Here is a 26968-nt window from a genome sequence, read left to right on the forward strand (position 1 = left end):
ATCGGATACTTCGACTGTAGGTTCGAAGCGTGGAATCAGCCCCACCAAGACCAATCGATCACTTTGCGTTACCAGAAATCACGGCGGTACCGCCGACGGGCCGGGGAGGACGGGGGACCATGGATCTGGCGGACCGGCACCAGGAACTTGCGGCGCTGCAAGCATTGTTCGACCGCTGCCGACGCGGCCAGGGCCAGATCGCGTTGCTCACCGGCGGCGTCGCCAGCGGTAAAACGACATTGCTCAACGCATTCGCCGACAACGCGCTGGCCGACGGCGCGGTGGTGCTCACCGCCACCGCGTCCAGGGCCGAACGGACGCTGCAATTGGGCGTGCTGGACCAGTTGTGCCAAACCGCGGATTTCCCGGGTGAAGCGGCCATAAAAGTGCGGCGGCTGCTCGATGCGCACAGCTCGGCGGACACCGGGGAAAACGAGGGCGAATCCATTCCACCACCGCCGCAGGTGATGCGCGGGGTGTCGGCCGCGCTGCTCGCCCTCGCCGCCGACCGGCCGGTGGTGCTGGGCGTGGACGACGTGCAGTTCGCCGACAGCCAGTCCCTGCAGGTGCTGCTCTACCTGCAGCGGCGGATGCGTTCGGCGGCGGTGCTGGTGGTGCTGACCGAGTGGTCCCAGCCGCGGCCCCGGCAACTGCCGCTGCACACCGAAATCGCGCGGCTGCCCTACTTCAGCCGGATCCGGCTGGCCCCGCTCTCCCCCACCGGGGTCGCCGCGGTGCTCGCCCAGCACTTCGACCCGCCAACGGTCCGCCAGCTCGCGCCCGCCTACTACCAGACCAGCGGCGGCAACCCCCTGCTGGTGCACGCGCTGATCGAGGACTACCTGAGCACCGAGCACCCGGCCACGCCCGGCGTGCCGGCGGCGCCGGTGGTCGGCGAATCGTTCGCCCAGGCCGTGCTGGCCTGCCTGCACCGCTGGGAAGCCGGGCTCGGCCAGGTCGCCCGCGGCCTGGCGCTGCTCGGCGAAGCCGGTTCACCGCACCGGCTCGGGCGGCTGCTCGGCATGACCGCCGACTCGGCCGCGCAGGGTCTCGACGTGCTCACCATGGCGGGCCTCGCGGTCAACGGCGGCTTCCGGCACCCGGGGGCCAGGGCGGCGGTGCTGCGCGACCTGCCGCCCGACGAGCGCTCGGCCCTGCACCTGCGGGCCGCCGAACTGCTCTACCAGGACGGCCAGTCGGCGACCGCGGTGGCCGGCCACCTGATCGCCGCGGACCGGGCGGGCAGCCGGTGGGCGGTCGGTGTGCTGCGCAACGCCGCCGAACTGGCGCTGGAGGAGGACGAGGAGGAGCTGGCCTCGGCCTGCCTCGAACTCGCCCAGCGCGAGTGCACCGACGAACGCGACCGCGCGCTGATCACCGAACTGCTCGCCAGAGCCGAGTGGCGGTCCCGCCCGAACACCGCGGACCTGCGCATCTACGGGCTGCGCAAGGCGCTGCGGGACGGGCACCTCGGCGCCCGCGACTCGCTGACCCTGGTCAAGTACCTGCTCTGGCACGGCAGCCCGGACGAGGCCGCCGAAACGCTGGGCGCCCTGCTGGACACCGCCGCCCCCGAGGACCGGCTCGAACTCCAGCTGACCTACCTGCTGCTCTCGTTCTCCCACCCGCCCCACTTCCCCGGTCACCCCGCCGCGCCCGCCGAGGTGGCCGGGAACGGCGCGCTGCCCCCGGCCGAGGAACCGTGGCGGCGGGCGGCGGCCGCACTGGCGGCCGTGCTGACCGGTGGCCCCACCGAAGCCGCCGTGGGCGCGGCCGAGCACGTGCTGCAGACCTGCGCGATGACCGACCGGACCCTGGACTCGCTGCTGTGCGCCCTGCTGGCGCTGCTGCACGCCGAGCGGTCCGACCGCGCGGCCGTGCTGTGCGACTCGCTGCTGGACGAGGCCGCCGACCGGCGCGCCGGCGTCTGGCGCACCCAGCTCGGCGTGGTCCGGTCCGACCTCGCCATGCGGCTGGGCGACCCGCTGCTGGCCGCCGAACACGCGCGGACGGCCCTGCGCCGGCTCAGCGCCAAGGACTGGGGCATCGGCATCGGCACCCCGCTGTCCACCCTGATCCTGGCCACCACCGCGATGGGCGAGCTCGGGGAGGCGGCGGCCCTGCTGAAGCGGCCGGTGCCCGAGGAGATGTTCCAGACCTGGTTCGGCCCGCCCTACCTCTACGCCCGCGGCCAGTACTTCCTCGCCACCGGGCGCACCGCCACCGCGCTGAGCGATTTCCACCAGTGCGGCGCGCTGCTGAGCGGGTGGGGCATCGACCACCCGGCCATCGCGCCGTGGCGCAGCGGGGTGGCCCAGGTCCAGCTCCGGCTCGGCAGACCGGACCGGGCCAGGCAGTCGGTGGTCGACCAGCTCGCGCTGCCGGGCGCGGGCCTGCGCACCAAGGGCGTTTCGCTGCGGCTGCTCGCCGCGGCCTCGCCCGCCGAGCGCCGGGTGCACCACCTGGAAGAGGCCGTCGAACTGCTCCGGGAAGCCGGTGACCGGCTCGAACTGGCTGCCACGCTCGGGGCGCTGGCCGAAGCCTGCCGGGCCCGCGGCCAGTTCGGCCGGGCCCGCACCACCATGGGCCAGGCGGTGGACCTCGCCCGCGCCTGCCACGCGTCGGCGTTGCTCCAGCAGCTGGTCTCCAGCGCCCGTGAACTGGGTGACCAGGACAGCGATCCGCGGGAGGAACGCGAAGGGGTGGCGGCGCTGAGCAAGGCCGAACGGCGGGTCGCCTCGCTCGCCGGGCTGGGCCACACCAACCGCACGATCAGCCGCAAGCTCGGCATCACCGTGTCCACAGTGGAACAGCACCTCACCCGCGTCTACCGCAAGCTCAAGGTGCAAAGCCGCGCCGAACTGCCCGCCGGGCTGCCCCTGCACCCGCTGGCGGAGGCGGGTCAGCCGGGGTTCCGCGGCTCGGTCACCCCGCTGCACCGCCGGACCACCGCCGCCAACGGTTAAGCGCTGTCCGGGACCCGCCGCAGCGCCGCGGCGAGTTCTCCGGCCAGTTCCCCGGCCTTCGCGGTCAGCTCCAGCTCCCTGGCCAGCCCGAGCGCGGTCCGGAGCAGGGACACGGCTTCGACGTGCTGGTCCAGCGCCAGCCGGTGCAGCGCCAGCCGGTGCCGGGCCGCCACCTCACCACGGCGGTCGGCGAACTCCTCGAACACCCGCAGCGCGCTCTCGACCAGTGCGATCGCGGCCCGGTGGCGGCCACGGCGCTCGGCGATCCGGCTCTGCGACAACCGGACGTAGGCCCGGCCGACCGGCTGGTCCAGCGCGTCGAGCAGGTCCAGCGCCCGGCGGCAGGCCCGCTCGGCCGAGTCCAGCTCGCCGAGCGCGGTGTAGGTCTTGGTCAGGCTGCTCAGCACGACCGCCTCCAGATCGGCCTCGCCGATGCCCTCGGCGGTGGCCAGCGCCCGGCGCAGCGGGGCGACCGCGCCCCCGGGGTCGCCGAGCGCGGTCCGCACGTTGCCCAGCTGCCGCAGCGCCCGCACCTCGCACTGGCGGTCCCCGGCCAGGCCGCCGATGTCCAGCGCGTCGCGCACGAGCCGCTCGGCCGACCGCGGGTCCCCCAGCTGCAACCGGCAGAAGCTGAGCAGCACCAAGGTGTTCATCAGGGCGGAGAACTCGTCGTGGCGGTCGAAGACTTCGGCGCACGAAGCCAGGATCGCGGCGGCGTCGGCGAGGAGACCGCCCATCGCGGCGGCGTGCGCCCGGCCGAACTCCGCCCGCGCCGCGACCGGCTCGTCCGCCGCGGCCGCCCGCGCCACCGCCGAGTACAGGCGCTCGATCTCGCCCATCCGGTGCTTCATCGCGAGGAAACTGCTCAGCCGCTCGGCCGCGTCGAGCGCTTCGCGGTACCAGCCCAGCTCGGCACCGCGGACCAGGACCTCCAGCAGCAGCTCGCATTCCGCCGCGCACCAGGCCGCCGGATCCCGCAGCACGGCATCGGCCGTGCCACCAGGCAGCGGCGGGAGCACCGCCGACGGGAGGGGCCCGATCGGCTTCAGCCAGCCCGCCGGGGGCGGCAGGCGGCCGTGCGCCGCCTCGATCAGCAGCCGGGCGCGGTCGAACAGCCGCCGGAAGGCCGCCCTGGCGCCGGTGCCCGCGACCGCCACGTGCCCGTCGTGCGCCCGAGCCCGTTCGGCGGCGAACACCCGGACCAGGTCGTGCATCGTGTACCGCTCCGCCCGCGCCGCCGCCGGTTCCAGCAGGTGGCTCTCCAGCAGGTGGTGCAGCGCCTGGTCGAGGCCGGGGTCGTCGGCCACCAGCGCGGCCAGCGCCCACGGTGCCAGTTCGGCGGTGTCCACCAGGGTGCTGCGCCGGAACACCAGCCGTTCCAGCTCCCCGAGCGCCTCGTGGGAGACGGTGAACCCGGCGCGCACGTCCAGTTCGGACACCGCCAGTTCGTCGAGCACCAGGCGGCGGTCACGCATCTTCGCCAGCAGCGCCGCCATGGACCACGCGGGACGGGTGAGCAGCCTGGCCACCACCACCCGGATCGCCAGCGGCAACCGGCCGCACAGCTCGACCAGTTCCGCGGCCGCCGCCGGTTCGGCGGCCACCCGGTCCTCACCGAGCACCCGGGCCAGCAGGCGAAGCCCTTCCCGGCGGCTGAGCGGGGCGAGCGGGAAGGAGGTCACCCCGGGCAGGCCGGCCAGCCGGCGGCGGCTGGTCACCAGCACCCCGGCACCCGCCGAGCCGGGCAGCAACGGGCGGAGCTGGGCCCAGTCCGCGGCGTCGTCCAGCACGACCAGGGTGCGCCGCCCGGCGAGCCTGCTCCGGTAGAGCGCCGCCCGCTGCTCGACCCCGGCGGGCACCGCCGGGTCCGCCACGCCGAGGCCGCGCAGCAGGTCGGCGAGCACGTCCGCCGGCGACCGCGGGGCCCCCGATCCCCCGCCGAGGGCCGCGTAGAGCTGCCCGTCGGGGAACCGGTCCGCCAGCCGGTGACCGGCCCGGATCGCCACCGCGGTCTTGCCGGCACCGGGCTGCCCGCTGACCACGACCACGGCCACCGCCTCCCCGGCGCGCTCCGGATCGAGGATGCCGGCGATGTCGGCGAGCACCTCCTCGCGGCCGGTGAAGTCCGCCGTGTCGGCGGGCAGTTGCCGCGGTGGCGCCACCTGCGCGGGCGGCCCGTCTGGTGAACGGTCGTCGCGCAGGATGCGTTCCTGCAGTTCCCGCAGTTCGGCGCCGGGTTCGACCCCGAGCGCGTCGATCAGGGCCTGCCTGGTCGCCTGGTACGCCTCGAGCGCGTCGGCGCGGTTGCCGCCCAGCCAGAGCGCTCGCATCAGCAGGCCGGTGAACTGTTCCCGCAGCGGGTGCTCGGCGACGAGGCCACGCAGTTCGGCGACCACGTCGTCGTGGCGGCCGAGTTCGATCTCCGCGGCCAGGCAGTCCTCCTGCGCCGAAAGGCGGGTGTGCTCCCACACCTGGACCAGCTCGCGCAACCACGGGGACACCGCCGCACCCGGCCAGGACGCCTCACCCCGCCACAGCCCGATCGCCTGCCGCAGCACACCGGCCACCCGTTCCTGGTCACCGAGGCGCGCCGCCGCCTTGCCCGCCGCGACCAGTTCCTCGAACTCGAGCAGATCGCACTCGGCGGGCGAGAGGTCCAGCTGGTAACCGTCGAGCACGCGCCGCAAGCGGGCGCCGCCGTCCGCGCCCGCGCGGCCGAACGCCGAACGCAGCGCCCACACGTAGTTGTGCAGGCCGGCCATCGCCGTCCGGGGTGGCCGCTCACCCCAGAGCGCCAGCACCAGCCGGTCGGTGGTGACCAACCGGCCGTGGTTGCCCACGAGCAGCAACAGCAGCACCGCCGCCTTGCCCCGGGGGATCGCGATCTCCGACCCGTCGTCCCCCCGCAGGCACAACCGCCCCAAGACCCCCAAGTGCACGCCGCCCCCAGTGACCGTGTGGTGTCAGCTGTAGCCGCCACACTATTGACACCCGGGCGGGGTACCAACCGTTTTGTCCGTTTTCCGAGTTGTGCTCGTCACACGAAATGCCGCTTCAGAGCGGTTTTGTATAGGCCGTTATACGGATCGCTGGATCGGTGCGGCCGATCGGCGCAAGGCGCCGGTGACGTTCGTCATCGGCCGGCGCGGCGGGGCCCGCGCCCCGTTGTGGAACGACGAGTTCTCGATCTCCAGGCACTTGAAGCCGTTGCGGTTGACCAGGTACCAGCCGTACGGGCCCTTTTCCCGCTTCCACTGCATGGTGCGCAGGTTCCCGCACCGCCACTGCTGCACGCGGGCCCCGTTGTCGACGGAGGAGTTCTCCACTTCGCGCTGTTGGCGTTGAAGAGGTGCCACGCCTGCAGGCCCGGCGCCGGAGCGACGAACGGGTCCTCGTCCACGGCCGCGTTCGCGGCGGACACACCACCGAGCAGCATCACCAGAGTGGCGAACGCGATTGCCGGTCCTCTCATTGCTTGGCCCTCGTTCGGCGAAAAAGAACTCGCCGAGTACCTCCGCGGCGCGAGGCGCGGAGCCAGGGTCCGGTCCGCTCAACGGAACGGCCGGTGCCCCGGACTACGAGGGGCCGTGGCGGCGCGCCAGTTCGGCCATCTCCGCCGCGCCGTCCGTCCACGGTGGACCGTGGCCGACCAGCACGGTCCCGGCGCCGGTGGCGGCGATGACCGCCAGCGACCCCAGCGCCCGTTCCTCGTCCACCGTCGCGGCGCCGGAGACGATCTGCGGGCCGGTGGTGCCGCGGTACGGGTTGAGCGTGACCACGGCGTCGCCCGCGATCACCGCGTCCCGCTCGGGGAAGTGCAGCGCGCAGTGCCCGAGCGTGTGCCCGGGGGTGAACAGCACCCGCGGGCTCCCCGGCACCGGCAGCACCTCGTCCCGGATCCGCTCGACCCGGCGCAGCGGCTTCGGCCACCACGCCCGGCGCGCCAGCAGCCCCGCCACGATCGGCATGGCCCGGAACTGGGTGAGCAGGTACCCGGTCAGCGGCCTGGCCCGGCCGTACTGCCGCGGGTGCCGGGTCAGCGGCACGTCGTTCTCGTGGATGTACACCGGCACCCCCAGCTCGGCCCGCACCCGCTCGGCGATGCCCAGGTGGTCGAAGTGGCCGTGGGTCAGCACGAGGGCGGCGATGTCCCGCGGCTGCCTGCCCAGTTCGGCGAGCGCCGCCGCCAGGTGGCGCCACGAAGTGGGCAGCCCGGCGTCGACCAGCAACAACTGCTCCCCGTCCTCGACGAGGTAGAAGTTGACGTGGGACTCGGTCACGCAGTGGATTCCCGGAGCGACGTCCTTGGTCAGCATGCCGCGGCGAGTACCCCGCGCGGCCGCGGTCAAGCCTTCCTGGCCGAGACCGGGCCGAACCAGTCCAGGCACACCACCATGGCGTCGTCCTCGGCCCGGCCGTTTTCGCGGCGGGTGGCCAGTTCCTTGAGCACGGCTCCCGGCACGTGCGCGGCCGGGAGGTCGGTGGTGGCCAGCACCGCTTCGATCAGCTCGGCGTCACCGTAGAGCTGCCCCTGCGGGCCGACGGCGTTGTAGACCCCGTCGCTGACGAAGACGAACCGGTCGCCCTCGGCGGCCTGGAAGCGTTCGACCTCGTACCGGGTGTCCTCGAAAGAGCCGAGCGGGAGCTGCTCGTCGAAGTGGATGCGCTCGACCTTGCTGTCCCGCAGGCGCCACAACCGGGGTGACCCGGCGTCGAGCGCGCCGAAGGTGCCGTTGGTGAGGTCGAACTCCAGCAGTAGCGCGGCGACGTGCTCGCCGCCGCGGTAGTGCGCGTAGATCGCCTGGTCGGCGAGTTCGGCCTGGGCGTCGAGGGTGACCCCGGCTCGCCGTGCGTTGCGCAGGGCGTTGATCGCGAGGTTGGTCAGCAGCGCGGCTTCGCTGCCTTCGCCCATGCCGTTGATCAGCGTCACGGTCAGCTTGTGCGCCGAGGCCGACCAGTCGAAGCAGTCGCCGTAGATGGCGTAGGCGGGTTCGAGCTGCCCGCCGAGGGCGAACTCCGCGCGGGTGCAGGCCCGGCCGGGGAGCAGCTGCCACTGCATCTCCGCGGCCAGGGTGAGCCGGGAGGACCGGCGGGCCTGCACGTAGAGGTCGGTGTCGCGGTCGGCGACGAACAGCTCGTGCGCCAGCGTTTCGGCGAACCGGCCGAGTTCGGCCCACACCGGCGGCTCGGGTTCGGCGGGCAGCGTGACAGCGAGCACACCGAGCCGGTCACCGCGGACGGTGACCGGGAGGTACCCGGTGATCGAGGCACCCGCCGGTTCGAAGGTGGCGGTCTGGGTGACGAACGCCGCACCGGGGACGCTGCCCTCGACCGGCATCGGCTCGGTGGTGTAGGGCAGGGTGCCCACCCGGCACAGCTCCGTCAGGGAGTAGTCCGCCATCAGCAGCTCGACCGCCTGCGCGCCGAAGTGCTTCCCCAGCGCGGCACGCAGCGCCGCGGGTAGTTCGTGGGGCGGGACGTCGCGAAGCCCGCGTTCCACCGCCAGGGATCTGTCCACCGTGTCCTCCTGCTCGCCCGTCTCGCCCACCTCGGGGGATGTCCACGTGCTGCATCGGCCGGCCACGGTCTCGAGCCAAGCTGACAGCTCAGCATATGGATGCCACAGTGGACACCGTGAACCGGTCTCGCGAGCAGGGCACCACCGATGCCGCCGCCGCGGTGACCGACCTCGCCGAACTGCTCGAAATCATGTTCGAGCAGGCGAGCGGAGCCTCGGCGCGGCCGTTGTCGCTGTCCCAGCTGCGTGCCGTGGTGGCGCTCGACCGCCACGACGGGCTGAACCTGCGCACGCTGGCCGACCTGCTCGGCTCCACCCCGCCCCTGGTCAGCAGGCTCTGCGACCGGTTGCAGGCGGTCGGCTTCCTCGACCGCCTGCCCAGCTCGCACAGCCGCCGGGAACTGACCCTGCGGCTGAGCGAACGGGGCCGCGCCTACCTGCAGGACCTGCGGGGGCGTCGCCGCGAAAGCGTCCAAGCCGTCCTGGCACGGATGACCCCCGACGCCCGTGACGCCCTGACCACCGGCCTGCGCGGCTTTCACACCGCCGCCGCGGAGCACACCACTCGTCCCGGCACCTGACCACACCCCCCGCCGTTGCCCGGCGAAATCGACTGTTGTTATATGACAACAGTAGCCGGGGTGCGCCGCCTGCCCCCGATCGACCTGGAGGGACCCGGTGCCGGACGAGACCCCCGCCCGAGACGTGCTCGGCGGGTGAGCGCGCTCGAAGCGGCCTTCGACCAGCCCGGGGTGGGAAGCGCCGCCAGTACCCCGGCTCGCTGCGGCGGTGACCCGGGCCGCGGTGGCGGTGACCCGGGCCGCGGTGGCGGCGGTGGCCCAGTTCGTCGCGGCGGCAGTGACCTGGCTCGCCACGGCGGCAGCGACCTGGCCCATCGCGGCGGCAGCGACCTGGCCCGCCACGGCAGCAGTGATCTGGCCCGCCGAAGGGGCAGTGGCCTGGTCCGCCACGGCAGCAGCGATCTGGCCCGTCGCGGCGGCAGCGACCTGGCCCGTCGCGGCGGCAGCGACCTGGCCCGCCACGGCGGCAGCGACCTGGCCCACCGGGGCGGCAGTGACCTGACCCGCCACGGCAGCAGTGATCTGGCCCGCCGAGGGAGTAGTGGTTTGACCCGCCGCGGCGGCAGTGATCTGGCCCACCGAAGGGGCAGTGACCTGGTCCGCTGCGGCACCGGCGATCCAGGCTCCCGTGGCGGCAGTGGCACCTTGCCCGGCGCGGAACGCGACGGCACCCGACCGGCCCGTGAAGCCCGCCCCGGCACCACGGTCACCGGCGCGCGCTGGGACCCGCGGTGACGGCCCCGACCCGGCACGTGCGGATCGACCACCCCAGCGCGGTCCACACCGCCGGGCGTGCCGCCCTCGCCCTGGCCCGCGAGGCTTCGCTGCCGGACGGACCGGCCGAACGAGCCGCCGCGGTGGCCACCGAACTTGCCGCGCACGCCACCGGCGGCTCGCTCTTCCTCCAGCGGGCACTGCTCGGTCACGGCATCGACGTACTGGCCGGCTGGCCCGCCGACAGCACCACCGCCAACCCGGGCAGCGACCACCGGCACCCGGCTCAGCCGGGCAGCGATCGCAATCCCGCCCACCGGCCGCCAACCACGCCGGACAGCGAGCACGACCCCGACCACCGGCACCCGGCCACACCGGACAGCGGGTTCGCCGCCGTCCGGCGGCTGGCGACCGCGTTCCGGGTCCGCTCCACCCCCGGCACCGGCACCACCGCTGCCGCCCGGGTGCTCGCGACCGGCCCGGAGGCCGAAGCCGTCGGGCACTTCTGCCTCCCGCGCGAAGGGGAGCGGCACTGCGGCAGCGCCATCGCGCTCGCCGAGGGCACCAGCGGCTGGACCGTGGTGGTCGCCGACGGGCTCGGCCACGGGGCCGAAGCCGCCGAGACCGCGCGCCTCGCCATCGAGGTGTTCGAGGAGAGTCCCGACCGCGGCCTGGCCACGTTGCTGACCACCGTGCACCGGGCACTGCGCGGCACCCGCGGCGCCGCGGTCGCACTGGGTCGCCTTTCCCACCGCGGCATCGAGTTCTGCGGCATCGGCGACATCAGTGCCACGGTGCTCAGCCCCGGCGGGCCCTCGCGGTTGCTGCTCGGCGTGCCGGGCGTGCTCGGGTTCGTCCTGCCCGCCGCCCTGCCCCGGCACGTCCCGCCGGTCGACGGCTCCGTCGTCGTGCTGCACACCGGCCGTCTCGGCGGCACCTGGCGCAAACCGGCCGGAGCGCCGGACGCGCTGCTGCTCGCCGCCGAACTCGCCCACCGGCACCGCGACCCGCGCGACGACGCGGCCGCGATCGCCCTGCACACCGGTCTGCTCCGGTGAACCACACCGAGCTGCCCGGCCTCCAGCAGCAGGTGCGCGACGCCTGCGGCCGCGCCGGTGTGCTCCCCGAGGACCGCGCCCGCGCGGTCCTCGCGGTCACCCTGCTCGCCGAACCGGCGCTGCACACCGGCGCGGTGGCCGATCTGCACACCGCCGTCGGCCACGGCCTGCTCACCCTCACCCTGCGGCTCCCGCAGCCGGTCCCCCAGCACCGGCGCGACCTGCTGCCGCTGCTGCCCGACACCGGCGACGGCCACACCCTCACCTGGCACCTGGCCACCAGCCCGGCACCGGCCCCGGTTCCCGGAACCGGCGAGGAAGCCACCCGCGAGGAGATGCTCGCGCTGATCTCCCGGGTCGACGCCCTGGTGCAGGAACAACGCCAGCTCAAGCACGAAATCGCCGAGACCAACAGCGGCGTGCTGGCGATGTACGTCGAACTCGAGCAACGCGACGAGGAGCTGCGCCGCGCCCACGGCCTCATCTTCCGCGAACTGGAGGACGCGCTGCGGCCACCGCCGCCCCCGGTCCCCGGCCTCGAACTCGCCGTCCACCACTCCCCCGCCGAGCCCGGCGCACCCACCGGCGGTGACCTCTACGACTGGTTCACCCTGCCCGGCGGCGACCTCCACCTCACCCTCGTCGACGCCGTCGGCCACGGTGTGGCCTCCACCCGCAAAGCTCTCACCGTCACCCACGCCATCCGCACCCTGACCCTCGACGGCCACCCCTTCGGCGACCTCGTCGCACGCGCCTCCCAGGCGCTGGCCTCCATCGAGCCCGGCGTCATGGCCACCGTTCTCCTCACCCGGATCACGCCGTCCACGGGCGAATTCCGGCTCGCCAACGGCAGCCACCCCAAGCCGGTCCTGATCACCGCCGCCGGGGAAACCCGCCAGCTCACCACGGCCGCCGTCGGGCGCGGCATCGGCTTCCCCCAGCCCGGCACGCCCAGCCTGCTCCACCACACCCTCGACCGCGGCGACACCCTCCTGCTCTACACCGACGGCCTCATCGAAAGCCGCAAGAACTTCGAAGAGGGCGAAGCACGCCTGCTGGAACTGGCCCGCTCGTACGCCGGCACCCCCACCGCGAGCATCCCGAGGGAACTCACCACCCGGATGCACGATGTGGTGTGGCACGTCGACGACACCGTGGTGATCGCCGTCCGCCGGACGTGACCCCGGCCGGTCAGGTCGGCTCGGCGGGCGCGGCCTGCTGCTCCGCGGAGTCCAGGGCCTCGTCGACGGAGTGGTACAGCTTCAGTTCGGTGTCCAAGCCGGTGATCTCGATCGGCCGGATGACCGGGCTGTTGCTGTCCACCACCAGTCGTGGCGCGGTCGCCGGGTCGTGGCGGGCGGCGTCGAGCAGAGCGGTCAGCCCGGCGGCGTTGAGAAAGCCGACTCCGGTCAGATCGACGATGCACGCCCCGGGGTGCGCGTGGTCGATGGCGTCGCGCATCGCCCGCAGGAAGGCGGGTGCGGAATCGACGTCGATCTCCCCGGAGACGTCGAGCACGACGCCACCGGCCGATTCCCGGCGGGCGATGGTGAGCCACTCCGGTGGCGGGTTCCCCCCGCCGGCTCGCTGTGACACCGCCGCTCCCTTCACGTGTGCGCGGAAAGTGCGGAAATTCCCGGGGGTCAGTTCGGCCGCGGTCCGCGTGGCGCGGAACTGAGGTGCGGCGCGTGGCCGCTGCTGCCCGGCTGGTCGAGCACGAGCTCGGCCCAGACGGTCTTGTGCCCGTCGTGGTGCTGGATACCCCAGTCGGTGGCCAGGCGGTCGACCAGGAGGAGACCGCGTCCGCCGGTCGAGTCCGGCTCCCGGAGCCGCGGCTGCTCCGGTGCGGTGTCGTCCACCTCGATCCGCAGGCGTCTTCGCCCGGCGCTCAGGCCGAGGCGGCAGGCGCGCGGTGGCGCACCGTGCCGATGGGCGTTGCTCACCAGTTCGTCGGTCACCAGGACCGCGTCGTCGACCAGGAGGCCGATCTCGGCCGAGAGCAGGTCACGGACCTGCTGCCGGATCTGCCGGTTGCTGGTCACCGCCAGGTCGCACTCGGCGTTCATCGCGACCGGATCGGTCCGCTCTTCTCCCCACGGCTCTGTCTCCACGGCCACCCACCCTCACTTCGGACAGCAGAGCAGTTGAATACGCAGGACTATTACCCCCGGCGAGGATACGGCCAAACCAGGAGCCACCGGCTAGGCGAGGTCCTGCGTGATGCGGTTCAGGGCGCCGGGGAGGTCGTGCACCCGCAGGACGCGCCGTCCGCCGGCGTCCGCCCAGCCGGGACCGGCCAGGCACACCCGGCCACCCGCACGCCGGACCCGGCGGACGAGGCCGGGATCGGCGGTGGCCGCGGTCATCGACCACAGCACCACCAGCGAGGGCGCCAGTTGCCGGGTGAGGTCGACGATCGTGTCCGGCGGGACGGCGGGCCCGGGGAACCGGGCCGGGACGCGGCGCTCGGCCAGCGCGCCGCGGAGCACTTCGAGCGGCAGGGTGTGCCGCTCGGCGGGGCAGCAGGCGAGCAGCAGCGGTGGTCCGCCGAGTTCGGCGGCCAGCGGGCGGGCATACCGTTCCAGCGCCGCGGAGATCTCTTCGCACAACGCCCATTCCACGGCGAAGCACGGCTCGTCCGCGGTCCACCTGCCTTCGAGCCGGTGCAGCAGCGGGCGCAGGATCTCCTGCCAGGTGGTCACCGGCCCGGCCGCGGCCAGCGCCTCGTCGAGCAGGGTGGCCATGGTCGCGTAGCGGAGTTCGCCCGCCGCCGCGTACAGGGCGTCGGCCGTTCGCTCCGGGTAGCCGGTCGACCGCGGACCGGCTTGCCCGGTCAGCACGAGGCGGGCGGCTTCCCTGGTCCGGATGCCCCGGTCCATCAGGCTCTGCATGTGCCGCAGCCTGGCCACGTCGGCGGCGGAATACCGGCGCTGGCGCCCGGATTCCCGCACCGAGGGGCCGAGGCCGTAACGGGCGTCCCAGCTCCGCAGGGTCACCGGTGAGATCCCGAGCAGTTCGGCGACCCGGCCCGAGGTCCACACGCGGTCGGCCGTGAGGTCTTCCCGGCTCGGCGCGGACCCGATCTTCATGACCCTGGATTTTTCCACACCGCGCCGCTGCGCGGGCAGTATCGCCGAATACCGTTGCATCGATTCCGCAGCGGTTGAACCGCCGTTCGGCGGGGTACTTCCCCGCCACGTGGCCATGGTGGACAGCGAGGTGCGAAGCATGCGTTCCGACACGGAATCGGACACGGAATCGAGAGCCGGCCAGGAGCCCGAGAGCTCCGCCCCCGACGAGACCCCGGAGCCCGGTGCGCCGCTGGAGCACCGGCCGGGGCGGCGCTCGCTCGGGGAGGACCTGTTGCACGCCGTCGCCTCGGCCCATCGCGGGCAATGCGCTCGCTGACAGCAACCCGCACCCGGCGAACGCGGAGCACGCTCTCCGTGCCGGCCGGCGCCTCGTGGTTCTTCGGTGCGCTCGCGGTGCTCGCGCAGATCATCTACTCGGTTTCCGACCCGGACCGCCGGTTCACCACCACCGCGCTGGCGGTGGTGGCCTTCGCGGCGTCCTCGGTGTTCGACGCGGCCTCCCGGTTCGGTGGCCGGGCGGCGGTGACCCTGGTCGTGGTGGCCGGTGGTGGCGGGCTCGCGGCGGAAGCCCTGGGGGTGCACACCGGTTTCCCGTTCGGTGACTACGCCTACACCGGCACCCTCGGCGTGGCGGTGTTCTCGGTTCCGGTGCTGGTGCCGCTGGCGTGGATCATGATGGCGTGGCCAGCGCTGCTGGTCGGGCGCGCACTGGGCACCGGCTGGCCGGTGGTGCCGCTGGGTGGCTGGGCGCTGGCGTCGTGGGACGTGTTCCTCGACCCTCAGATGGTCGACGCCGGGCACTGGCGGTGGTACGACGCCTCGGTGACCCTGCCCGGTGTCGACGGGGTGCCGCTGTCGAACTTCGCGGGGTGGCTGCTGGTGGCGGTGGTGCTGGTGTTCTCCGTGCACCGCTTGCTGCCGCCCGAGCGGGACAAGCCGCTGGTCCTGCGCCGTGGGGCGGCGCCGGTGCTGTACCTGTGGACCTACTTTTCGTCGGTGTGGGCGCACGCCGCGTTCTTCGGCCGCCCCTGGGTGTCGCTGGTGGGCGGGGTGCTGATGGGTCTGGTGGCCTTGCCGTTCGTGCGTGCGGTGTGGCGGGCCCACCGGTGAACCCGTGGAAGTGGGCGGTGCGCACGGGTGCCGGTGCGGCCGCACTGGCGACCGCGCACACGCTGGTCAACGCCCGCCTGGTGCGAACGCCCAGCCGGCGACCGGCCGAGTGCCTCGAACCGGTGTCCGTGCTCATGCCGGCCCGTGACGAAGCCGGTCGCATCGGCGCGGCGTTGCGTTCGGTGCTGGCGCAGCGCGGGGTGCCGTCGCTGGAGGTCCTGGTGCTGGACGACGAATCCGCCGATGACACCGTCGCGGTGGTGCACGCCGCGGCAGCCGGGGATCCGCGGGTCCGGGTGCTGTCCGGCACCGCGCTGCCCGAAGGCTGGCTGGGCAAACCGCACGCCTGTGCGCAGCTCGCCGCGGCGGCCCGCGGAACGATCCTGGTTTTCGCGGACGCCGACGTGGTGCTCGAACCACACGCGGTCGCGTCCGCGGCGGAATTGCTGTCGCGGCACCGGCTGGACGCGGTTTCCCCGTTCCCCCGCCAGGCGGCCGACGACTGGGCGGCCCGGTTGCTGCAGCCGTTGCTGCAGTGGTCGTGGCTGACTTTCCTGCCGCTGCGGCAGGCCGAACGTTCGCCGCGGCCGTCGCTCACCGCGGCCAACGGGCAGTTCTTCGTGATCACCGCGTCGATGCTGGAACGCAGCGGGGGCTTCGCCCGGGTGGCCGGAGCGGTGCTGGACGACATCGCGTTGATGCGCGCGGTCAAGGCCGCCGGTGGCCGGGGCGTGGTGGCCGACGGGAGCACGGTGGCCACCTGCCGGATGTACCGGGGGTGGGCGGAAGTCCGCGGTGGGTATGAGAAGTCGCTGTGGTCGGCGACCTCGAGCCCGGTCAAGGCGGCGGCGCTGGCGGCGGCGCTGGTGTGGGTCTACGTCCTGCCCGCCCTCGCCGCCTGCACCGGTTCCCGGGCCGGGCTGGCCGGTTATGCCGCGGCGGTGGCCGGGCGGGTGATCACCGCGGTGCGCACCGGTGGCCGGAGGTGGCCGGACCCGCTGGCGCACCCGGTTTCGGTCTCCGCGCTCTTGCTGTTGCTGGCGCGGTCCTGGCGGGCGCGCCGTCGCGGGCGGCTGGTGTGGAAGGGCCGTGCGTTGCGCGGGGTGCGCTGATGGCGCGGACCCTGGTGATCGGTGCCGGTATGGGTGGCTTGGCCGCGGCTGCGCGGCTCGCCGCGGCCGGGCACCGGGTGACCGTCGCAGAGGCGGCCCCGACCCACGGGGGCAAGCTCGGCACCACTCGGCTCGGCGGGTTCACCTTCGACACCGGGCCCTCGCTCCTGACGATGCCCCAGGTGTACCGCGAGTTGTTCGCCGACACCGGGTCCGCGCTCGACGAGCACCTGGAGATCGTGCCCGCGGAACCGACCTGCCACTACCGCTTCGCCGACGGGTCTGCTTTGGACATGCCGCACGAGCCGGCCGCGGTCGGGCCGGCGTTGGCCCGGGTGTTCGGTCCCGCCGCCGCGGCCCGGTGGACCCACCTGATGGACGACGCGGCGAAGACGTGGGCACTGGTGGAACGGCCGGTGCTCCGGGAACCGCTGCGCCTGGCCGATCTGCTGCGCCACAGCGCCCATCCCCGGAACCTCCACCGCATCGCGCCCTGGCGCACCCTGCGAACGCTGGGCACGCGGCGGCTCGACGACCCGCGGTTGCGCATGGTGCTGGACCGCTACGCGACCTACAGCGGCTCCGACCCCCGCCGCCTGCCCGCGGTGATGGCCGTCGTGCCCTACATCGAGCAGCGCTTCGGTGGCTGGTACGTGCGGGGCGGACTGCGGCGGCTGGCCGACGCCCTGTTCACGCGGTGCACCGAACTCGGCGTCGGCTTCCGGTTCGGCACGCGGGTCACCGCGGTGCGGACGGCGGGCGGTGCCGTCAGCGGCGTGACCGTCGCCGGCGGCGAGGACATCGACGCCGAGGTCGTCGTCTCCGACGCCGACGCCACCCGGTTGTACGAAGACCTGCTGCCGGGTCGCCGCACCCGGCGGCCACGGCGGGCACTGGCGGCCGCCACCCCGTCGTTGTCCGGCTTCGTGCTGCTGCTGGGCCTGCGCGGGCGGACCCCGGCGCCCCGCCACCACCGCGTGCTGTTCCCCGCCGACTACGACGCCGAATTCGACGCCATCTTCGGCGCACACCCGCGTCCGGTGGAGGACCCGGCCGTCTACGTCTGCGCACCCGACGACCCCGCCGTCGCCCCGGCAGGCGACGAGGCGTGGTTCGTCCTGGTCAACGCCCCACCGCAGGGGCCGGTGGACTGGACCAGCCCCGGGCTGGCCGACGACTACGCCGAGCACGTGCTGACCGTGCTGGCCCGCCGCGGGCTCGACGTGCGGGACCGGATCGTCGAACGGGCCGTGCGCACGCCCGCGGACTGGGAACGCGACACGGGCAGCGCGGGCGGATCGCTGTACGGGTCGTCTTCCAACGGTGCCCGCGCGGCGCTGCTGCGGCCGTCGAACCGGAGCCCGGTGCGCGGGCTGTACCTGGTCGGCGGCTCCGCCCACCCCGGCGGCGGGCTGCCGCTGGTGGCGTTGTCAGCGCAGATCGTCGCCGGGCTCGTCGGCCATGCCTGAACGCCCCAGCTCCCGCCGCAGACCGGCGATCAACTGCGCACCGCCGAGCACCGCGCACCCCGACCACAGCGCCAGGCCCACCCCGGCCCACGGCCAGTGCGTGACCGGCGTGCCCGCCGGGACCACCGCCGCGCCGAGGCAGCTCACGGCGACCAGGATCACCCGCGTCGGCCGTTCCGCGACGGTGATCGCCCCGGCTCCCCGCATTCCGGCGCCCTGCGCCCGTGCCCGCGCGTACTCGTGCAGGAACATCGCCACCACGACCCCCGCCGCCCACCGGAAGTCCCCGCCGAGCGCGACGAGCACCAGGGCCAGGCTCACGTCGGAGAGCCGGTCGGCCACCGCGTCGACCACCGCGCCCAGCGGGCGGGCGCGCCCGGTGCGCAGCGCCACCGCACCGTCGACCCCGTCCAGCAGCCCGCCCAGCACCACCAGCCCCAGCGCGGCCCACGGCCACCGCGCCGCGACCACCACCGCCCCGGCGGTGCTCAGCACCCCGGCCGCGGACAGCGCGTCCGGCGGCACGCGCGAAACCGGTCGCGCGAGCACGTGCACCAGCCGGATCCACCCCACCGCGAACCGATTTCCGGAGACGTCCTGACCATGCAGCCGCACCCACCCGGAGACCGCGTCCTCGTCCTCGCTCACCCGGCACCTCCCGCCCGCGGGGGTGTCCGGTGATCGTGCGCGAAGCCGTGCGCCACGCGATCGGTGCGCTGCGCGGCCGTGATGTCGCGCTCTGGGCGGCCGGGCTGACCTTCTTCGCCGTCCTCGGCCTGGTACCCGCCGTGTTGCTCGCCCTGCGCGGGGCGGCCGAACTCGCCGGGCACGACGTGGTGGTGCGCGGCGCCGGTGCGCTGGCCTCGGCCGTGCCCGCCGCGCAGGACGCCGGGGCGGCGGTCACCACCCTCACCGACGCGGCCCTGCGTGCGCCGTGGCCGGTCCTGCTCGCCATGTTGTTCCCGGCCAGCTTCTACGGCGAGGGCTTGCGGCGCAGCCTCACCCAGGCGGCCGACCGGCGGCCGGGCAGCTTCCTCGGCTGGAAGGGCAGGCTCGGCTTCCTGCCGGTGATCCTGGCGGGCCCGGTGCTGGCCGCCGTGGTGCTGGCGCTGGCCCCCTCCGTCGCGGCCCGCTACACCGCGGGCGGCTGGGGCACGGTGGCCGGGATCGCGTTGTCGTTCCACATCGACTGGCTCGCCATCGCCGTGGTCGTCGCCCTGGTCCACACCACGACCGCGTCCACCGTGGTCCCCGCCGGGTGGGCGGTCGCCGGTGCGCTGGCGATCAGCACCGTGCTCAGCGGTTTCCTGCACGGTTTCCTGTTGTTCCTGGCGATCCCGATCGACTGGAGCCTGCCCTTCGCCGGGCTGCGGCCGGTCGGGGTCACCGTGGCGCTGGCGCTGTGGCTCTACCTGCTCCACCTGATCCTGATCGTGGGTTACCGCCTGCTGCTCAGCGTGCACCGGGTGGTCACCGAGCGTCCGGAGTAGGCTTCCGGGCGGCCACCGCGCGCAACGGGGCCAGGCGCCCGTGGTTGGGCACCGACCAGGTCGGGTGGCCACGCAGGCCCCACCCGGCGAGCAACCGGTTGGCCGCGTGCCAGCCGGTGGTGGCGGCGCGTTCCATCAGCGCCACCGGCAGGTCGACCCGGATGCCGTCCCCGGCCAGCACCAGGCCGGGCACCGGCGTCTCCACGCCGGGGCGCCGGGCGAAGTCACCGAGGCCGAACAGCGGGCAGTCCTGGCGCCACTGCGCCAACTCCCCCACGATGCGCGCGTCCCGGGTTTCCGGGTAGATCTCGTGCAGCCGGGCCAGCAGCCGCCGCGGCAGGTCCCCGGTGCCGCCTTCGACGGCGTAGGCGTGCAACTCCACCACCGAGCCGCCGGTGCGCCGGGCCCACTGCGCGGCCTGGGCTTCGAACCGGTCGAGCAGGCTGATGTTGTCCAGCGGGGGCAGGCTGCCGGTGCCGAGGAACGGCGGGCGCCGGGCCTCGAGCGGGCGGTCGAGCCAGAGCCGGCGCACGTAGAACGGGGGCGCGGACCGCAACCCGTGCACCCGTGCCCGCCAGTCCGCCGTGCCCAGCTCCGCAGAGGCATCGACCACGGCACGCAGACCGGGCACGTCCAGCGCCAGCACCACCGCGTCCACCGGTGCGTCGGCGACCCGGAAGCCCGCGCCGTCCGGCCGCACTCCGTCCACCGGGGTGCCGAGGTGGATTCGCACGCCGAGACCGGTGAGGTGGGCGGCCAGCGGGTCCCACAGGCTCGCCGGATAGGTGTCCTCCGGCACGTCGAAGATCAGGCCCTCGGACGAACCGAGGAAGTACAGGTGGAACATGGTCACCAGCTCGGCGGCCGACAGCTCCGACGGCGAGGCGAAGAAGCTGCGGGAGAACACCTCGAACGCCAGGTGCCGGGCGCTGGCCGGGAAGTTGAGCCGGTCGAGGAAGCTCGCCGCGTCGAGGTCGTCCAGCTGGTGGTAGGTGCCGGGCACGGACACCGTGGCCAGCGCCAGCGCCGGAACCGGGTCGACGCGCACCAAGTCGCGCAGGCGGAACGTGGGGCTGCGCAGGGCGAACACCAGCGCGTTCCACGGCGGGCTGCTGGGCAGGCCGCGGAAGGTGTCGATCCGGCCCTGTGCGTCCAGCAGCGGGTAGTCGGGCACCGGCCGCAGCCGCCGCAGGTCCGGATCGGTGCGCCGGAGCAGGGCCCGCAGGTTGTAGTACTGGCGGAAGAAGGCGTGGAAGCCCCGGCTCATCGTCACCGGGGTGCCGTCGGCGAGTTCGGTGTCCCACCCACCGGCCCGGCCGCCGAGATGGGTCTCGCGTTCGTACAGGTCCACCTCGACACCGCGTTCGGCGAGGCCGGTGGCCGCGGTGAGCCCGGCGATCCCGCCGCCCACCACCGCCACCCGCGGGCGCCGCTGCAACAGCGTGGCGTGCTCGAAGCCGGGCGGCGCCGGGTAGTGGACCCGGCGGCGGTCGTGGCTCATGCGCGACGCCCCAGTCGCACGGCCAGCACCCTGGCCGCGGCGATCCCGGCGACGGCCACGCGGCGGCGGCGCGAAACGGTGGCCCGCCGCGCGAAAACGTTGTGGTCCGCGGCTTCGATCGCATCGAGGATGCGTGAGTACAGCCTGAAAGCGGTGTCCACGCACGGTCGTGAAGCCGGGTGCAGCATCGCGACCCCGGGGCGGGCGCGGCGGTAGACGGCCCGCGTTTCGGCGATCTGGTGGGCCAGTGCGTGGCGCACCGGTGGATCGGCCCGCCGGTGCGCCACGCACCACTGCAGCCGTTCGCGGTCCACGCCGAACGCGGCGAGTTCGTCGGCGGGCAGGTAGACCCGGCCGCGGTCGAGGTCCTCGGCGACGTCACGCAGGAAGTTGGTGAGCTGGAAGGCGGTGCCCAGTGCCGCCGCGGGCCCGGCCGCGGTCTCCCGGCTGGTGACCGTGCCCAGCACCGGCAGCATCTGCAAGCCGATCACCTCCGCGGAACCGTGCACGTATTCGGCCAATTCGGTGCGCGTGGCGTACCCCGTGGTGGTCAGGTCCATGCGCATCGAGCGCAGGAAGGCGTCGAACAGCGCCCGGTCGAGGTCCAGGCGGTGCGCGGTGTCGGCCACGGCCACCAGCGCGGGCTCGGTGACCCGTGCCCCGCTCAGCGCCGCGCCGAGGTCCTTGTCCACGCGGTCGAGGCGCTCCTCCAGTTCCGCGGTGGGGGTGCCCGGTTCGGGTTCGTCGACCAGGTCGTCGACCCAGCGCGCGAAGCCGTACAGCGCGTGCACCGCCGGTCTGCGGGCCGGGCTCAGCAGCCGGGTGGCCAGGAAGTAGGTGCGGCCGTGCCGGGCGTTGAGTTCGCGGCAGCGGGTGTAGGCGGCCCGCAGATCGGGACCGGTGATGCCCGCCGCGTCCAGTTCGGCGCGGGTCACCGGACCGCTCCGGTGATCCGGTCGGCGGCCAGGCGCCCGGACAGCAGCACCGTCGGCACCCCGACCCCCGGCACGGTGCCCGCCCCGGCGAGCACGGCGTTGGCAACACCGCGGACCCGGTTCGCCGGGCGGAACGGGCCGGTCTGGGCGAAGGTGTGCGCGTAGCTGAACGGCGTGCCCGCGACCATGCCCCGCGCGGCCCAGTCGTCGGGGGTGAGCAGGTGGGTCCGGTCGACCTCGGTGGTGAAGCCGGGCAGCAGCCGCCGCTGCACGTGCCGGGTCAGTTCGTCGGCGTACCGCGGGCCGAGCGCCTGCCAGCGCTGGCGGCCGCGGTCGAGGTTGGGCACCGGCGCCAGGATCGAGTACAGCTCGTGCCCCGGTGGCGCGAGCCCGGGATCGGTGGCGGTGGGCCGGGTGATCAGCAACGACGGATCGCTCATCAGCGAGCCCTGCTTGATGATCTCGTCGAAGGTGCGGTGCCAGGCGGAGCCGAACATGATGGTGTGGTGCGCCACTTCGGGCCGGGACCGCGTGGTCCCGGCGTGCAGCACCACCGCCGACGGCGCCGGGCGCAGCGGCACCAGCCGCCGGGGGGTGCGGCCGAGCAGCCGGTAGCTCTGCGCCGGTTCGGTGGTCAGCACGACCGCGTCGCACGGCAGCCGCCGTCCCCCGGCGGTCCGGACCGCGTGCACCCGCCCGCCGCTGATCTCCAGTGCGACCGCGGGGTCGCCGTGGTGGAAGGTGGCACCCGCCTTGGCCGCCGCCGCGGCGAGCGCGACCGGCACCGCGCCCATCCCGCCACGGGGGAAGAACACACCGCCCACGGTGTCCATGTAGGAGATCACCGCGTACAGCGCCAGCGCCCGGCGCGGGGACACCCCGGCGTAGAGCGACTGGAAGCTGAACACCCGCTTCAGGCGGGGATCGCGCAGGAAGCGCCCGACCGCGCCGTCGAGGCTGCGGAACGCGCCCATGGCCACCAACCTGGCCAGCTGCGGGGAAACCAGCGACAGCGGCGAGTCGAAGTTCGACGCGATGAACCGGTCGAACTCCACCGAGTACAGCTCGCTCAGCCACGCCCGCAGGCGCAGGTACCCGGCGGCTTCGGCCGGACCGGCGAACGCGCGCACCGCTTCGGCCATCGCCTCGGCCTCGGTGTGCACGGCCAGCTCGGACCCGTCGGCGAACACGGCGCGGTAGGCCGGGTCCAGGCGGATCAGGTCGAGCCAGTCGGCCAGCTCCTCACCGAGCGCGGCGAAGGTGTCACCGAGGATGCCGGGCATCGTCAGCACGGTGGGCCCGGTGTCGATCGAATAGCCCTCCAGCTGGTGCCCAGCGGCCCGCCCACCCGGGCCCGCGCGGTCGTCCAGCACGGTGACCTCCCGGCCCCGGCCGGTCAGGTGCGCCACCGCGGCCAGCCCCGCCAGTCCGGCGCCGACCACCACCACGTGCCCGCCCGGCATCCCTCGCTCCACCATCGCTCATCCCCATCCCGGCGAGACCCGCACCACGAAATCGATGCACTAACGCTGCAAACCGCAGCCTAGAGCCGCGGGCCCGGCGGCGCAGCGTTCGATCCCGCCACCGGCTGGCGCCGGTGCGCGGCGGTCAGTTCCGCCAGCACGGGCACGAGGTCGTTCGGCGACGGCATGGCGCGGACCTCGGTGCGCAGCTGCCGGGCGTTCGCCGCGTACGACGGGTCGTCCAGCACCGGTTCCAGGCTGTGCCGCAGGACCTCCGCGGTCAGCTTCCCGGCGTTGGCCGCGTAGCTCCCGGCACCGCGGGCCGCCAGGCCCTCGGCGATGGCCACCGGGCCCAGCCACTTCTCCACGGTGAAGTCCTGCGGCACGATGACCTGCGGCACCCCGTGCTCCAGCGCCCCGGAGAAGGCGCCGCTCCCGCCTTCGTGCACCAGCGCCGAACAGGTGGGCAGCAGCGCGTTCAACGGCACGAAGTCGACCGCGCGCACGTTGTCCGGCACCGTCGCCGTCCCGGGCTGCTCGGCGGTGAAGGTCGCGATCACCTCGGCGCCGAGATCGGCCACCGCGTCCAGCAGTTCACCGATCGAGGCCGAGCCGCCGAGCGCGGTTTCGCGGTGCGCGACGCCCAGGGTCAGGCAGATCCGCGGGCGCGCGGGCGGGTCGAGCACCCAGTCCGGGATGATCGACGGCCCGTTGAACGGGATCCGGCGCATCGGCACGTAGTGCGCCCCCGGGTACTGCGGGATCCAGGCGGGCAACGGCGAAACCGTCCACTGCCCCACCGCGATCGCTTCGTCGAATTCGTGGCCGTGGCGGGCCAGCACCGGCTCGAGCCACTCCCGCAGCGGATCGGCCGGGCCCGGCTGGTTCCGGCAGGCTTCCCGCAACTGGGCGATCCGATCCACGGCGAACAGCTGGGCCGCTGAAGCGGGCGAGACGGGTCAGCAGCCCAGCGCACCGACGAGCAGGGCGGCGACGGCGTCCCGGTGCGCCGGGCTGTCCCGCCACCGCAGCCGGCGGCCGGCCTCGACCACCACGCCGAACCCGGCGTGCACCAGCACCCTGGCCTGGCGTGAGTCGAGTTCCGGCCGCGCCGCGCGCAGCCGCTGTTCCCAGACGGCGATGTGCTCGCGCTGCGCGGTGACCAGCGGCCGCCGCAGGTTGGCGGGCAGGCCGGCCAGTTCGGCGTTCGCCACGCTGGTGAGGGCGGTGTGCTCGAAGCTGTAGGCCACGTAGGTCGCGGTCAGCGCGGCCACGGCGGCCTGCGGGCCGCTCACCCCGCGCAGGTTCTGCTCCACCGCCTGGGCCAGCAGTCCGGCGGCCTGGAGGCAGGCCGCGGCCAGGATGTCGGCCTTGCCGGGGAAGTAGCGGTAGAGGGCGGACGGCACCAGCCCGACCGCCTCGGCGATCTTGGCGTTCGTGACGTTGGCGAAGCCGTCCCGTTCGAACAGGGCGATCGCGGCCTCGAGGATTTCCGACCGCCGGGTGCGGGTGGCGGGCTGGCTGGGCAGTTCGACCGGGGGCGTGCCGGTCGCCGCCGTGGGGTCGGTGGCGACCACCCGCGTGGCGGCCGACACCAGCAGTTCTTCCAGCCGCCGCTGGGCGATCGACACGCGGTGCATGGTGATGGACCCGATCGCGCCGAGGGCCGCCGCGGCTCGCAGGTGGTCCTCGGGCAGCGGGTGCTCGGCCCGCGCCACCCCGGTCACCCGCTCGACGATGTGGCCGAACTTCGCCCGCAGCACGTGGCGGTCGGCCCGGTGGAGGAACCGGGACTCCCACCGGTACAGCCCGCCGGCCGCGCGGTGGGTGATCGTCAGCCGGGTGGCGGCGGTGAGCACGTCGGCCAGCGTGCCGTCGGCTGGCACCCCGTCGACGGCGGCGACGAGCCGGTCCACCATCACGTTCGCGCACTCGGCGAACAACGCGTACTTGTTCGGGAAGTGCCGGTACAGCGCCGCCGCGGTGATGCCCACCCCGGCGGCGATCTCCTCCATCGACGCCGCGTGGTAGCCGCGCTCGCTGAACACCCGGCCCGCCGCCTCGACGATCAGCTGCTTGCGGTTGCGCGGCCGGACGGCCGCCGCCGGACCGGCGGTCACCGGGGCGTTCCGGCGGGCGGACGGGCGGTGGAGGCCATGTGCGCCAGTCAACCACGAACCGCGGCCCTGGCGGGCACCGCTCGGCACCGGGTGCTTTCCGATTGACTTGTTGGTTCCCGAACAGCGGCTTCCCCCTGGTGGCTCGCCGCCGGCCTGGCCGGTCGCGGGGCCACCGACGGCGACCGCGTGGCGCTGCTGACCCTGAACCAGCCGTGCTTCGTCGAAAGCGTGGTCGTCGGCGAACTGCCCCGCAACGCCGGCGGAAGGTGGTCAAGGGCGCACTGCCCGCGATGGACCCCAGGGCAGGAGCACCGGCTTGAGCGCCGTTCCGGCCCGCTGGTCGGCGACCGCCCGGTCGAACCCGGCCAGCGGGTAGGTGCGCACCAGGCGGTCGAGGGGCAGGCGGCCGGCCTGGTGGCGCCGGACCAGTTCGGGGATGAGCACGGCAGGCTGCGCGTCGCCCTCCACGCAGCCGAGCACCCGGAGTCCGCACGACACCAGGGATCGCACGTCCAGGGTTGCTTCCGCCGGACCGAGGCCGACGAGGACCAGCACACCGCGTGGTGCGAGCAGGCTGAGCGCGCGAGCGATCACGTCGGGACGGCCCGTGGTGTCGAGCGCGCGGGTGACCGGGGGCAGCGGCTCGCCGAGTGAGGCGACGGCCTTGGCGCCCAGCGAAACGACGAGGTCCCGCCGCGCCGCGATGGGTTCCGCCACGACCACCTCGGCGCCTTCGGACAGGGCGGTCAGCACCGCGGCGGCCCCCACGCCACCGGCGCCCGCCACCAGCAACCGGTCGCCCGGCCCGGGACGCAGCACGTTGAGCACCGCGCCCGCACCGGTCAGGAAGCCGCACCCCAGCGGGGCGGCGACTTCCGGTGGCAGGTCGCCGACCCGGACGCAGGAACGAGCTGGGACCACCGCGTTCGCGGCGAACGACGACTGCCCGAAGAACGCCGCGAACACCGGTTCACCACTGACTCGGACCGTCGGCGACCCGTCCGGCCGCCGCCCCGAGTCGTTCAGCTCGCTCGCCGAAGCGCAGTAGGCGGGCTGACCGGCTCCGCACGGCCCGCACCCACCGCAGGAAGCGAAGGAGAGCACCACCCGGTCCCCCACCGCGAGCGTGCCGGCCTCGGCGCCCAGCCGCTCGACGACGCCGCAACCTTCGTGGCCGAGCACCGCGGGCCTGCTCCCGAGCGCCCGCCGGGTGAGGAGGTCCGTGTGGCACACCCCGGCCGCCTCGACCCGGACGATCACCTCGTCCGGGCGCGGGTCGTCCAGTTCGGCCTCGACCACCTCGCTGGGCGCGGTGCCGCGCGAGAGCAGTACCGAGGTCCTCAATCGCGCTCCAGGCCGAAGTAGAAGTGGCGGCCGTTCGCGAGCGCGGCGCCGGGTCTGCCGTTCATCACGCCCATCAGCGTGTGGTCGTCGACGCGCTTGAAGTGGTCGAAGACCGGCATGCCGTCGTAGACCATCGTGGCGGTCACCTCACCGCGGAACTCGACGTTCCACAGGCTCGCTTCGCCCTTGCCCGCGAGGGTGTCGGAGTAGAGGCTGCCGTCCTCGGCCCGGCAGATCAGCGGTTTGGCGTCGTCGAGGGCGTCGAACCGCTTGCCGTACCACCGGCTGCTCACCAGCACGCGCTCGACGGGGTGCCCGGTCGGGAGGGCGAACCCCCGCCACGCCCCGAGGATCGACGCCGCGTCGACGGCTTCGAGGTCCGCCCAGAGGGTGTCGAGGCCGTCCGGGTCCAGCGGGCCCGGTGCCGCCCGCAGTTCCCGCCAGCGTTCGATCCGGCGCTGCTCCAAGTTGATGCGAGTCATGCGGACTCCTTCG

The 26968-nt window shown here is 74.1% G+C and carries 25 protein-coding genes; 10 read left to right on the forward strand and 15 right to left on the reverse strand.

Annotated elements, in window-relative coordinates:
• Positions 1-119 precede the first annotated feature (119 nt).
• The gene (locus AC07EG_RS05720; RefSeq protein ID WP_478251846.1) at positions 120-2966 is read left to right on the forward strand and encodes an AAA family ATPase; all 2847 of its coding nucleotides are present in this window, start codon (positions 120-122) and stop codon (positions 2964-2966) included.
• Here AC07EG_RS05720 and AC07EG_RS05725 read toward each other — a convergent pair.
• From AC07EG_RS05725 to AC07EG_RS05740, 4 genes are all read right to left on the reverse strand, one after another.
• Positions 2963-5905, reverse strand: coding sequence for an AfsR/SARP family transcriptional regulator (locus AC07EG_RS05725; protein WP_478251847.1), 2943 nt, complete (start codon positions 5903-5905; stop codon positions 2963-2965). The two genes, AC07EG_RS05720 and AC07EG_RS05725, sit on opposite strands and share 4 nt — an antisense overlap.
• Before the next feature lie 138 nt (positions 5906-6043).
• Positions 6044-6292, reverse strand: a complete 249-nt coding sequence (locus AC07EG_RS05730; protein ID WP_478251848.1) for an RICIN domain-containing protein — start codon at positions 6290-6292, stop codon at positions 6044-6046.
• A 249-nt stretch (positions 6293-6541) separates the two neighbouring features.
• Positions 6542-7282 carry an MBL fold metallo-hydrolase gene (locus tag AC07EG_RS05735; RefSeq protein WP_478251849.1) on the reverse strand — a complete coding sequence of 247 codons (741 nt, stop codon included), beginning with the start codon at positions 7280-7282 and terminating at the stop codon, positions 6542-6544.
• A gap of 29 nt (positions 7283-7311) precedes the next feature.
• A complete protein-coding gene (locus AC07EG_RS05740; RefSeq protein ID WP_478251850.1) occupies positions 7312-8484 on the reverse strand; it encodes a PP2C family protein-serine/threonine phosphatase in 1173 nt (390 codons plus the stop codon).
• A gap of 107 nt (positions 8485-8591) precedes the next feature.
• Here AC07EG_RS05740 and AC07EG_RS05745 point away from each other — a divergent pair, with 107 nt between their 5' ends.
• Genes AC07EG_RS05745 through AC07EG_RS05760 form a run of 4 tightly spaced genes read left to right on the forward strand, consistent with a single transcriptional unit; the run spans position 8592 to position 12018 of the window.
• Positions 8592-9065 carry a MarR family transcriptional regulator gene (locus AC07EG_RS05745; RefSeq protein ID WP_478251851.1) on the forward strand — a complete coding sequence of 158 codons (474 nt, stop codon included), beginning with the start codon at positions 8592-8594 and terminating at the stop codon, positions 9063-9065.
• A 42-nt stretch (positions 9066-9107) separates the two neighbouring features.
• Entirely contained in the window at positions 9108-9800 is a 693-nt protein-coding gene (locus AC07EG_RS05750) for a hypothetical protein (protein WP_478251852.1), read from the forward strand.
• Complete coding sequence (locus AC07EG_RS05755) at positions 9797-10837, forward strand: anti-sigma regulatory factor (protein ID WP_478251853.1); 1041 nt, start codon at positions 9797-9799, stop codon at positions 10835-10837. The genes AC07EG_RS05750 and AC07EG_RS05755 overlap by 4 nt, the downstream gene beginning before the upstream one ends.
• On the forward strand, positions 10834-12018 hold the full coding sequence (locus AC07EG_RS05760; protein WP_478251854.1) for a PP2C family protein-serine/threonine phosphatase: 1185 nt from the start codon (positions 10834-10836) through the stop codon (positions 12016-12018). Before AC07EG_RS05755 ends, AC07EG_RS05760 begins: the two co-directional genes overlap by 4 nt.
• 10 nt (positions 12019-12028) lie before the next feature.
• Here AC07EG_RS05760 and AC07EG_RS05765 read toward each other — a convergent pair whose 3' ends face one another.
• From AC07EG_RS05765 to AC07EG_RS05775, 3 genes are all read right to left on the reverse strand, one after another.
• Positions 12029-12433 carry an anti-sigma factor antagonist gene (locus tag AC07EG_RS05765; RefSeq protein ID WP_478251855.1) on the reverse strand — a complete coding sequence of 135 codons (405 nt, stop codon included), beginning with the start codon at positions 12431-12433 and terminating at the stop codon, positions 12029-12031.
• A 47-nt stretch (positions 12434-12480) separates the two neighbouring features.
• The gene (locus AC07EG_RS05770) at positions 12481-12948 is read right to left on the reverse strand and encodes an ATP-binding protein (protein WP_478251856.1); all 468 of its coding nucleotides are present in this window, start codon (positions 12946-12948) and stop codon (positions 12481-12483) included.
• A 90-nt stretch (positions 12949-13038) separates the two neighbouring features.
• The gene (locus tag AC07EG_RS05775; RefSeq protein WP_478251857.1) at positions 13039-13926 is read right to left on the reverse strand and encodes a MerR family transcriptional regulator; all 888 of its coding nucleotides are present in this window, start codon (positions 13924-13926) and stop codon (positions 13039-13041) included.
• Here AC07EG_RS05775 and AC07EG_RS05780 point away from each other — a divergent pair.
• From AC07EG_RS05780 to AC07EG_RS05795, 4 genes are read left to right on the forward strand one after another with little or no spacing between them, the layout of a single operon-like run.
• Positions 13925-14245, forward strand: a complete 321-nt coding sequence (locus tag AC07EG_RS05780) for a hypothetical protein (RefSeq protein WP_478251858.1) — start codon at positions 13925-13927, stop codon at positions 14243-14245. The genes AC07EG_RS05775 and AC07EG_RS05780 overlap by 2 nt on opposite strands.
• A 38-nt stretch (positions 14246-14283) precedes the next feature.
• A complete protein-coding gene (locus AC07EG_RS05785) occupies positions 14284-15039 on the forward strand; it encodes a carotenoid biosynthesis protein (protein WP_478251859.1) in 756 nt (251 codons plus the stop codon).
• The gene (locus AC07EG_RS05790; protein WP_478251860.1) at positions 15036-16151 is read left to right on the forward strand and encodes a glycosyltransferase family 2 protein; all 1116 of its coding nucleotides are present in this window, start codon (positions 15036-15038) and stop codon (positions 16149-16151) included. The genes AC07EG_RS05785 and AC07EG_RS05790 overlap by 4 nt, the downstream gene beginning before the upstream one ends.
• The gene (locus AC07EG_RS05795) at positions 16151-17620 is read left to right on the forward strand and encodes a phytoene desaturase family protein (protein WP_478251861.1); all 1470 of its coding nucleotides are present in this window, start codon (positions 16151-16153) and stop codon (positions 17618-17620) included. Before AC07EG_RS05790 ends, AC07EG_RS05795 begins: the two co-directional genes overlap by 1 nt.
• Here the strand turns inward: AC07EG_RS05795 and AC07EG_RS05800 are convergent.
• Positions 17582-18268 carry a CDP-alcohol phosphatidyltransferase family protein gene (locus AC07EG_RS05800; protein WP_478251862.1) on the reverse strand — a complete coding sequence of 229 codons (687 nt, stop codon included), beginning with the start codon at positions 18266-18268 and terminating at the stop codon, positions 17582-17584. The genes AC07EG_RS05795 and AC07EG_RS05800 overlap by 39 nt on opposite strands.
• Positions 18269-18297: 29 nt before the next feature.
• Between AC07EG_RS05800 and AC07EG_RS05805 the strand changes: the two genes are divergently transcribed.
• Complete coding sequence (locus AC07EG_RS05805; RefSeq protein ID WP_478251863.1) at positions 18298-19110, forward strand: YhjD/YihY/BrkB family envelope integrity protein; 813 nt, start codon at positions 18298-18300, stop codon at positions 19108-19110.
• Here the strand turns inward: AC07EG_RS05805 and AC07EG_RS05810 are convergent.
• From AC07EG_RS05810 to AC07EG_RS05840, 7 genes are all read right to left on the reverse strand, one after another.
• Positions 19091-20611, reverse strand: a complete 1521-nt coding sequence (locus tag AC07EG_RS05810; protein ID WP_478251864.1) for a hydroxysqualene dehydroxylase — start codon at positions 20609-20611, stop codon at positions 19091-19093. The genes AC07EG_RS05805 and AC07EG_RS05810 overlap by 20 nt on opposite strands.
• On the reverse strand, positions 20608-21546 hold the full coding sequence (locus tag AC07EG_RS05815; protein ID WP_478251865.1) for a phytoene/squalene synthase family protein: 939 nt from the start codon (positions 21544-21546) through the stop codon (positions 20608-20610). Before AC07EG_RS05815 ends, AC07EG_RS05810 begins: the two co-directional genes overlap by 4 nt.
• Positions 21543-23024: a phytoene desaturase family protein gene (crtI, locus tag AC07EG_RS05820; protein WP_478251866.1), complete on the reverse strand. Its 1482-nt coding sequence runs from the start codon at positions 23022-23024 to the stop codon at positions 21543-21545. The genes AC07EG_RS05815 and crtI overlap by 4 nt, the downstream gene beginning before the upstream one ends.
• Positions 23025-23089: 65 nt before the next feature.
• Positions 23090-23932: a nucleotide disphospho-sugar-binding domain-containing protein gene (locus tag AC07EG_RS05825; RefSeq protein WP_478251867.1), complete on the reverse strand. Its 843-nt coding sequence runs from the start codon at positions 23930-23932 to the stop codon at positions 23090-23092.
• Between the two features lie 36 nt (positions 23933-23968).
• Positions 23969-25129, reverse strand: coding sequence for a TetR/AcrR family transcriptional regulator (locus tag AC07EG_RS05830; RefSeq protein WP_478251868.1), 1161 nt, complete (start codon positions 25127-25129; stop codon positions 23969-23971).
• 270 nt (positions 25130-25399) lie between these two features.
• Entirely contained in the window at positions 25400-26473 is a 1074-nt protein-coding gene (locus AC07EG_RS05835; RefSeq protein WP_478251869.1) for an alcohol dehydrogenase catalytic domain-containing protein, read from the reverse strand.
• A complete protein-coding gene (locus tag AC07EG_RS05840) occupies positions 26470-26955 on the reverse strand; it encodes a DUF4334 domain-containing protein (protein WP_478251870.1) in 486 nt (161 codons plus the stop codon). The genes AC07EG_RS05835 and AC07EG_RS05840 overlap by 4 nt, the downstream gene beginning before the upstream one ends.
• Positions 26956-26968: the final 13 nt, after the last annotated feature.

It is taken from the genome of Amycolatopsis sp. NPDC045836 (assembly GCF_056431745.1).

What these genes read in the sequence shown, in the direction of transcription:
- AC07EG_RS05840 (WP_478251870.1), bottom strand. Translation starts at nt 26,955, where the DNA reads ATGACTCGCATCAACTTGGAGCAGCGCCGGATCGAACGCTGGCGGGAA.
- crtI (WP_478251866.1), bottom strand. Translation starts at nt 23,024, where the DNA reads ATGGTGGAGCGAGGGATGCCGGGCGGGCACGTGGTGGTGGTCGGCGCC.
- AC07EG_RS05780 (WP_478251858.1), top strand. Translation starts at nt 13,925, where the DNA reads ATGACCCTGGATTTTTCCACACCGCGCCGCTGCGCGGGCAGTATCGCC.
- AC07EG_RS05750 (WP_478251852.1), top strand. Translation starts at nt 9,108, where the DNA reads ATGACAACAGTAGCCGGGGTGCGCCGCCTGCCCCCGATCGACCTGGAG.
- AC07EG_RS05735 (WP_478251849.1), bottom strand. Translation starts at nt 7,282, where the DNA reads ATGCTGACCAAGGACGTCGCTCCGGGAATCCACTGCGTGACCGAGTCC.
- AC07EG_RS05795 (WP_478251861.1), top strand. Translation starts at nt 16,151, where the DNA reads ATGGCGCGGACCCTGGTGATCGGTGCCGGTATGGGTGGCTTGGCCGCG.
- AC07EG_RS05720 (WP_478251846.1), top strand. Translation starts at nt 120, where the DNA reads ATGGATCTGGCGGACCGGCACCAGGAACTTGCGGCGCTGCAAGCATTG.
- AC07EG_RS05775 (WP_478251857.1), bottom strand. Translation starts at nt 13,926, where the DNA reads ATGAAGATCGGGTCCGCGCCGAGCCGGGAAGACCTCACGGCCGACCGC.
- AC07EG_RS05810 (WP_478251864.1), bottom strand. Translation starts at nt 20,611, where the DNA reads ATGAGCCACGACCGCCGCCGGGTCCACTACCCGGCGCCGCCCGGCTTC.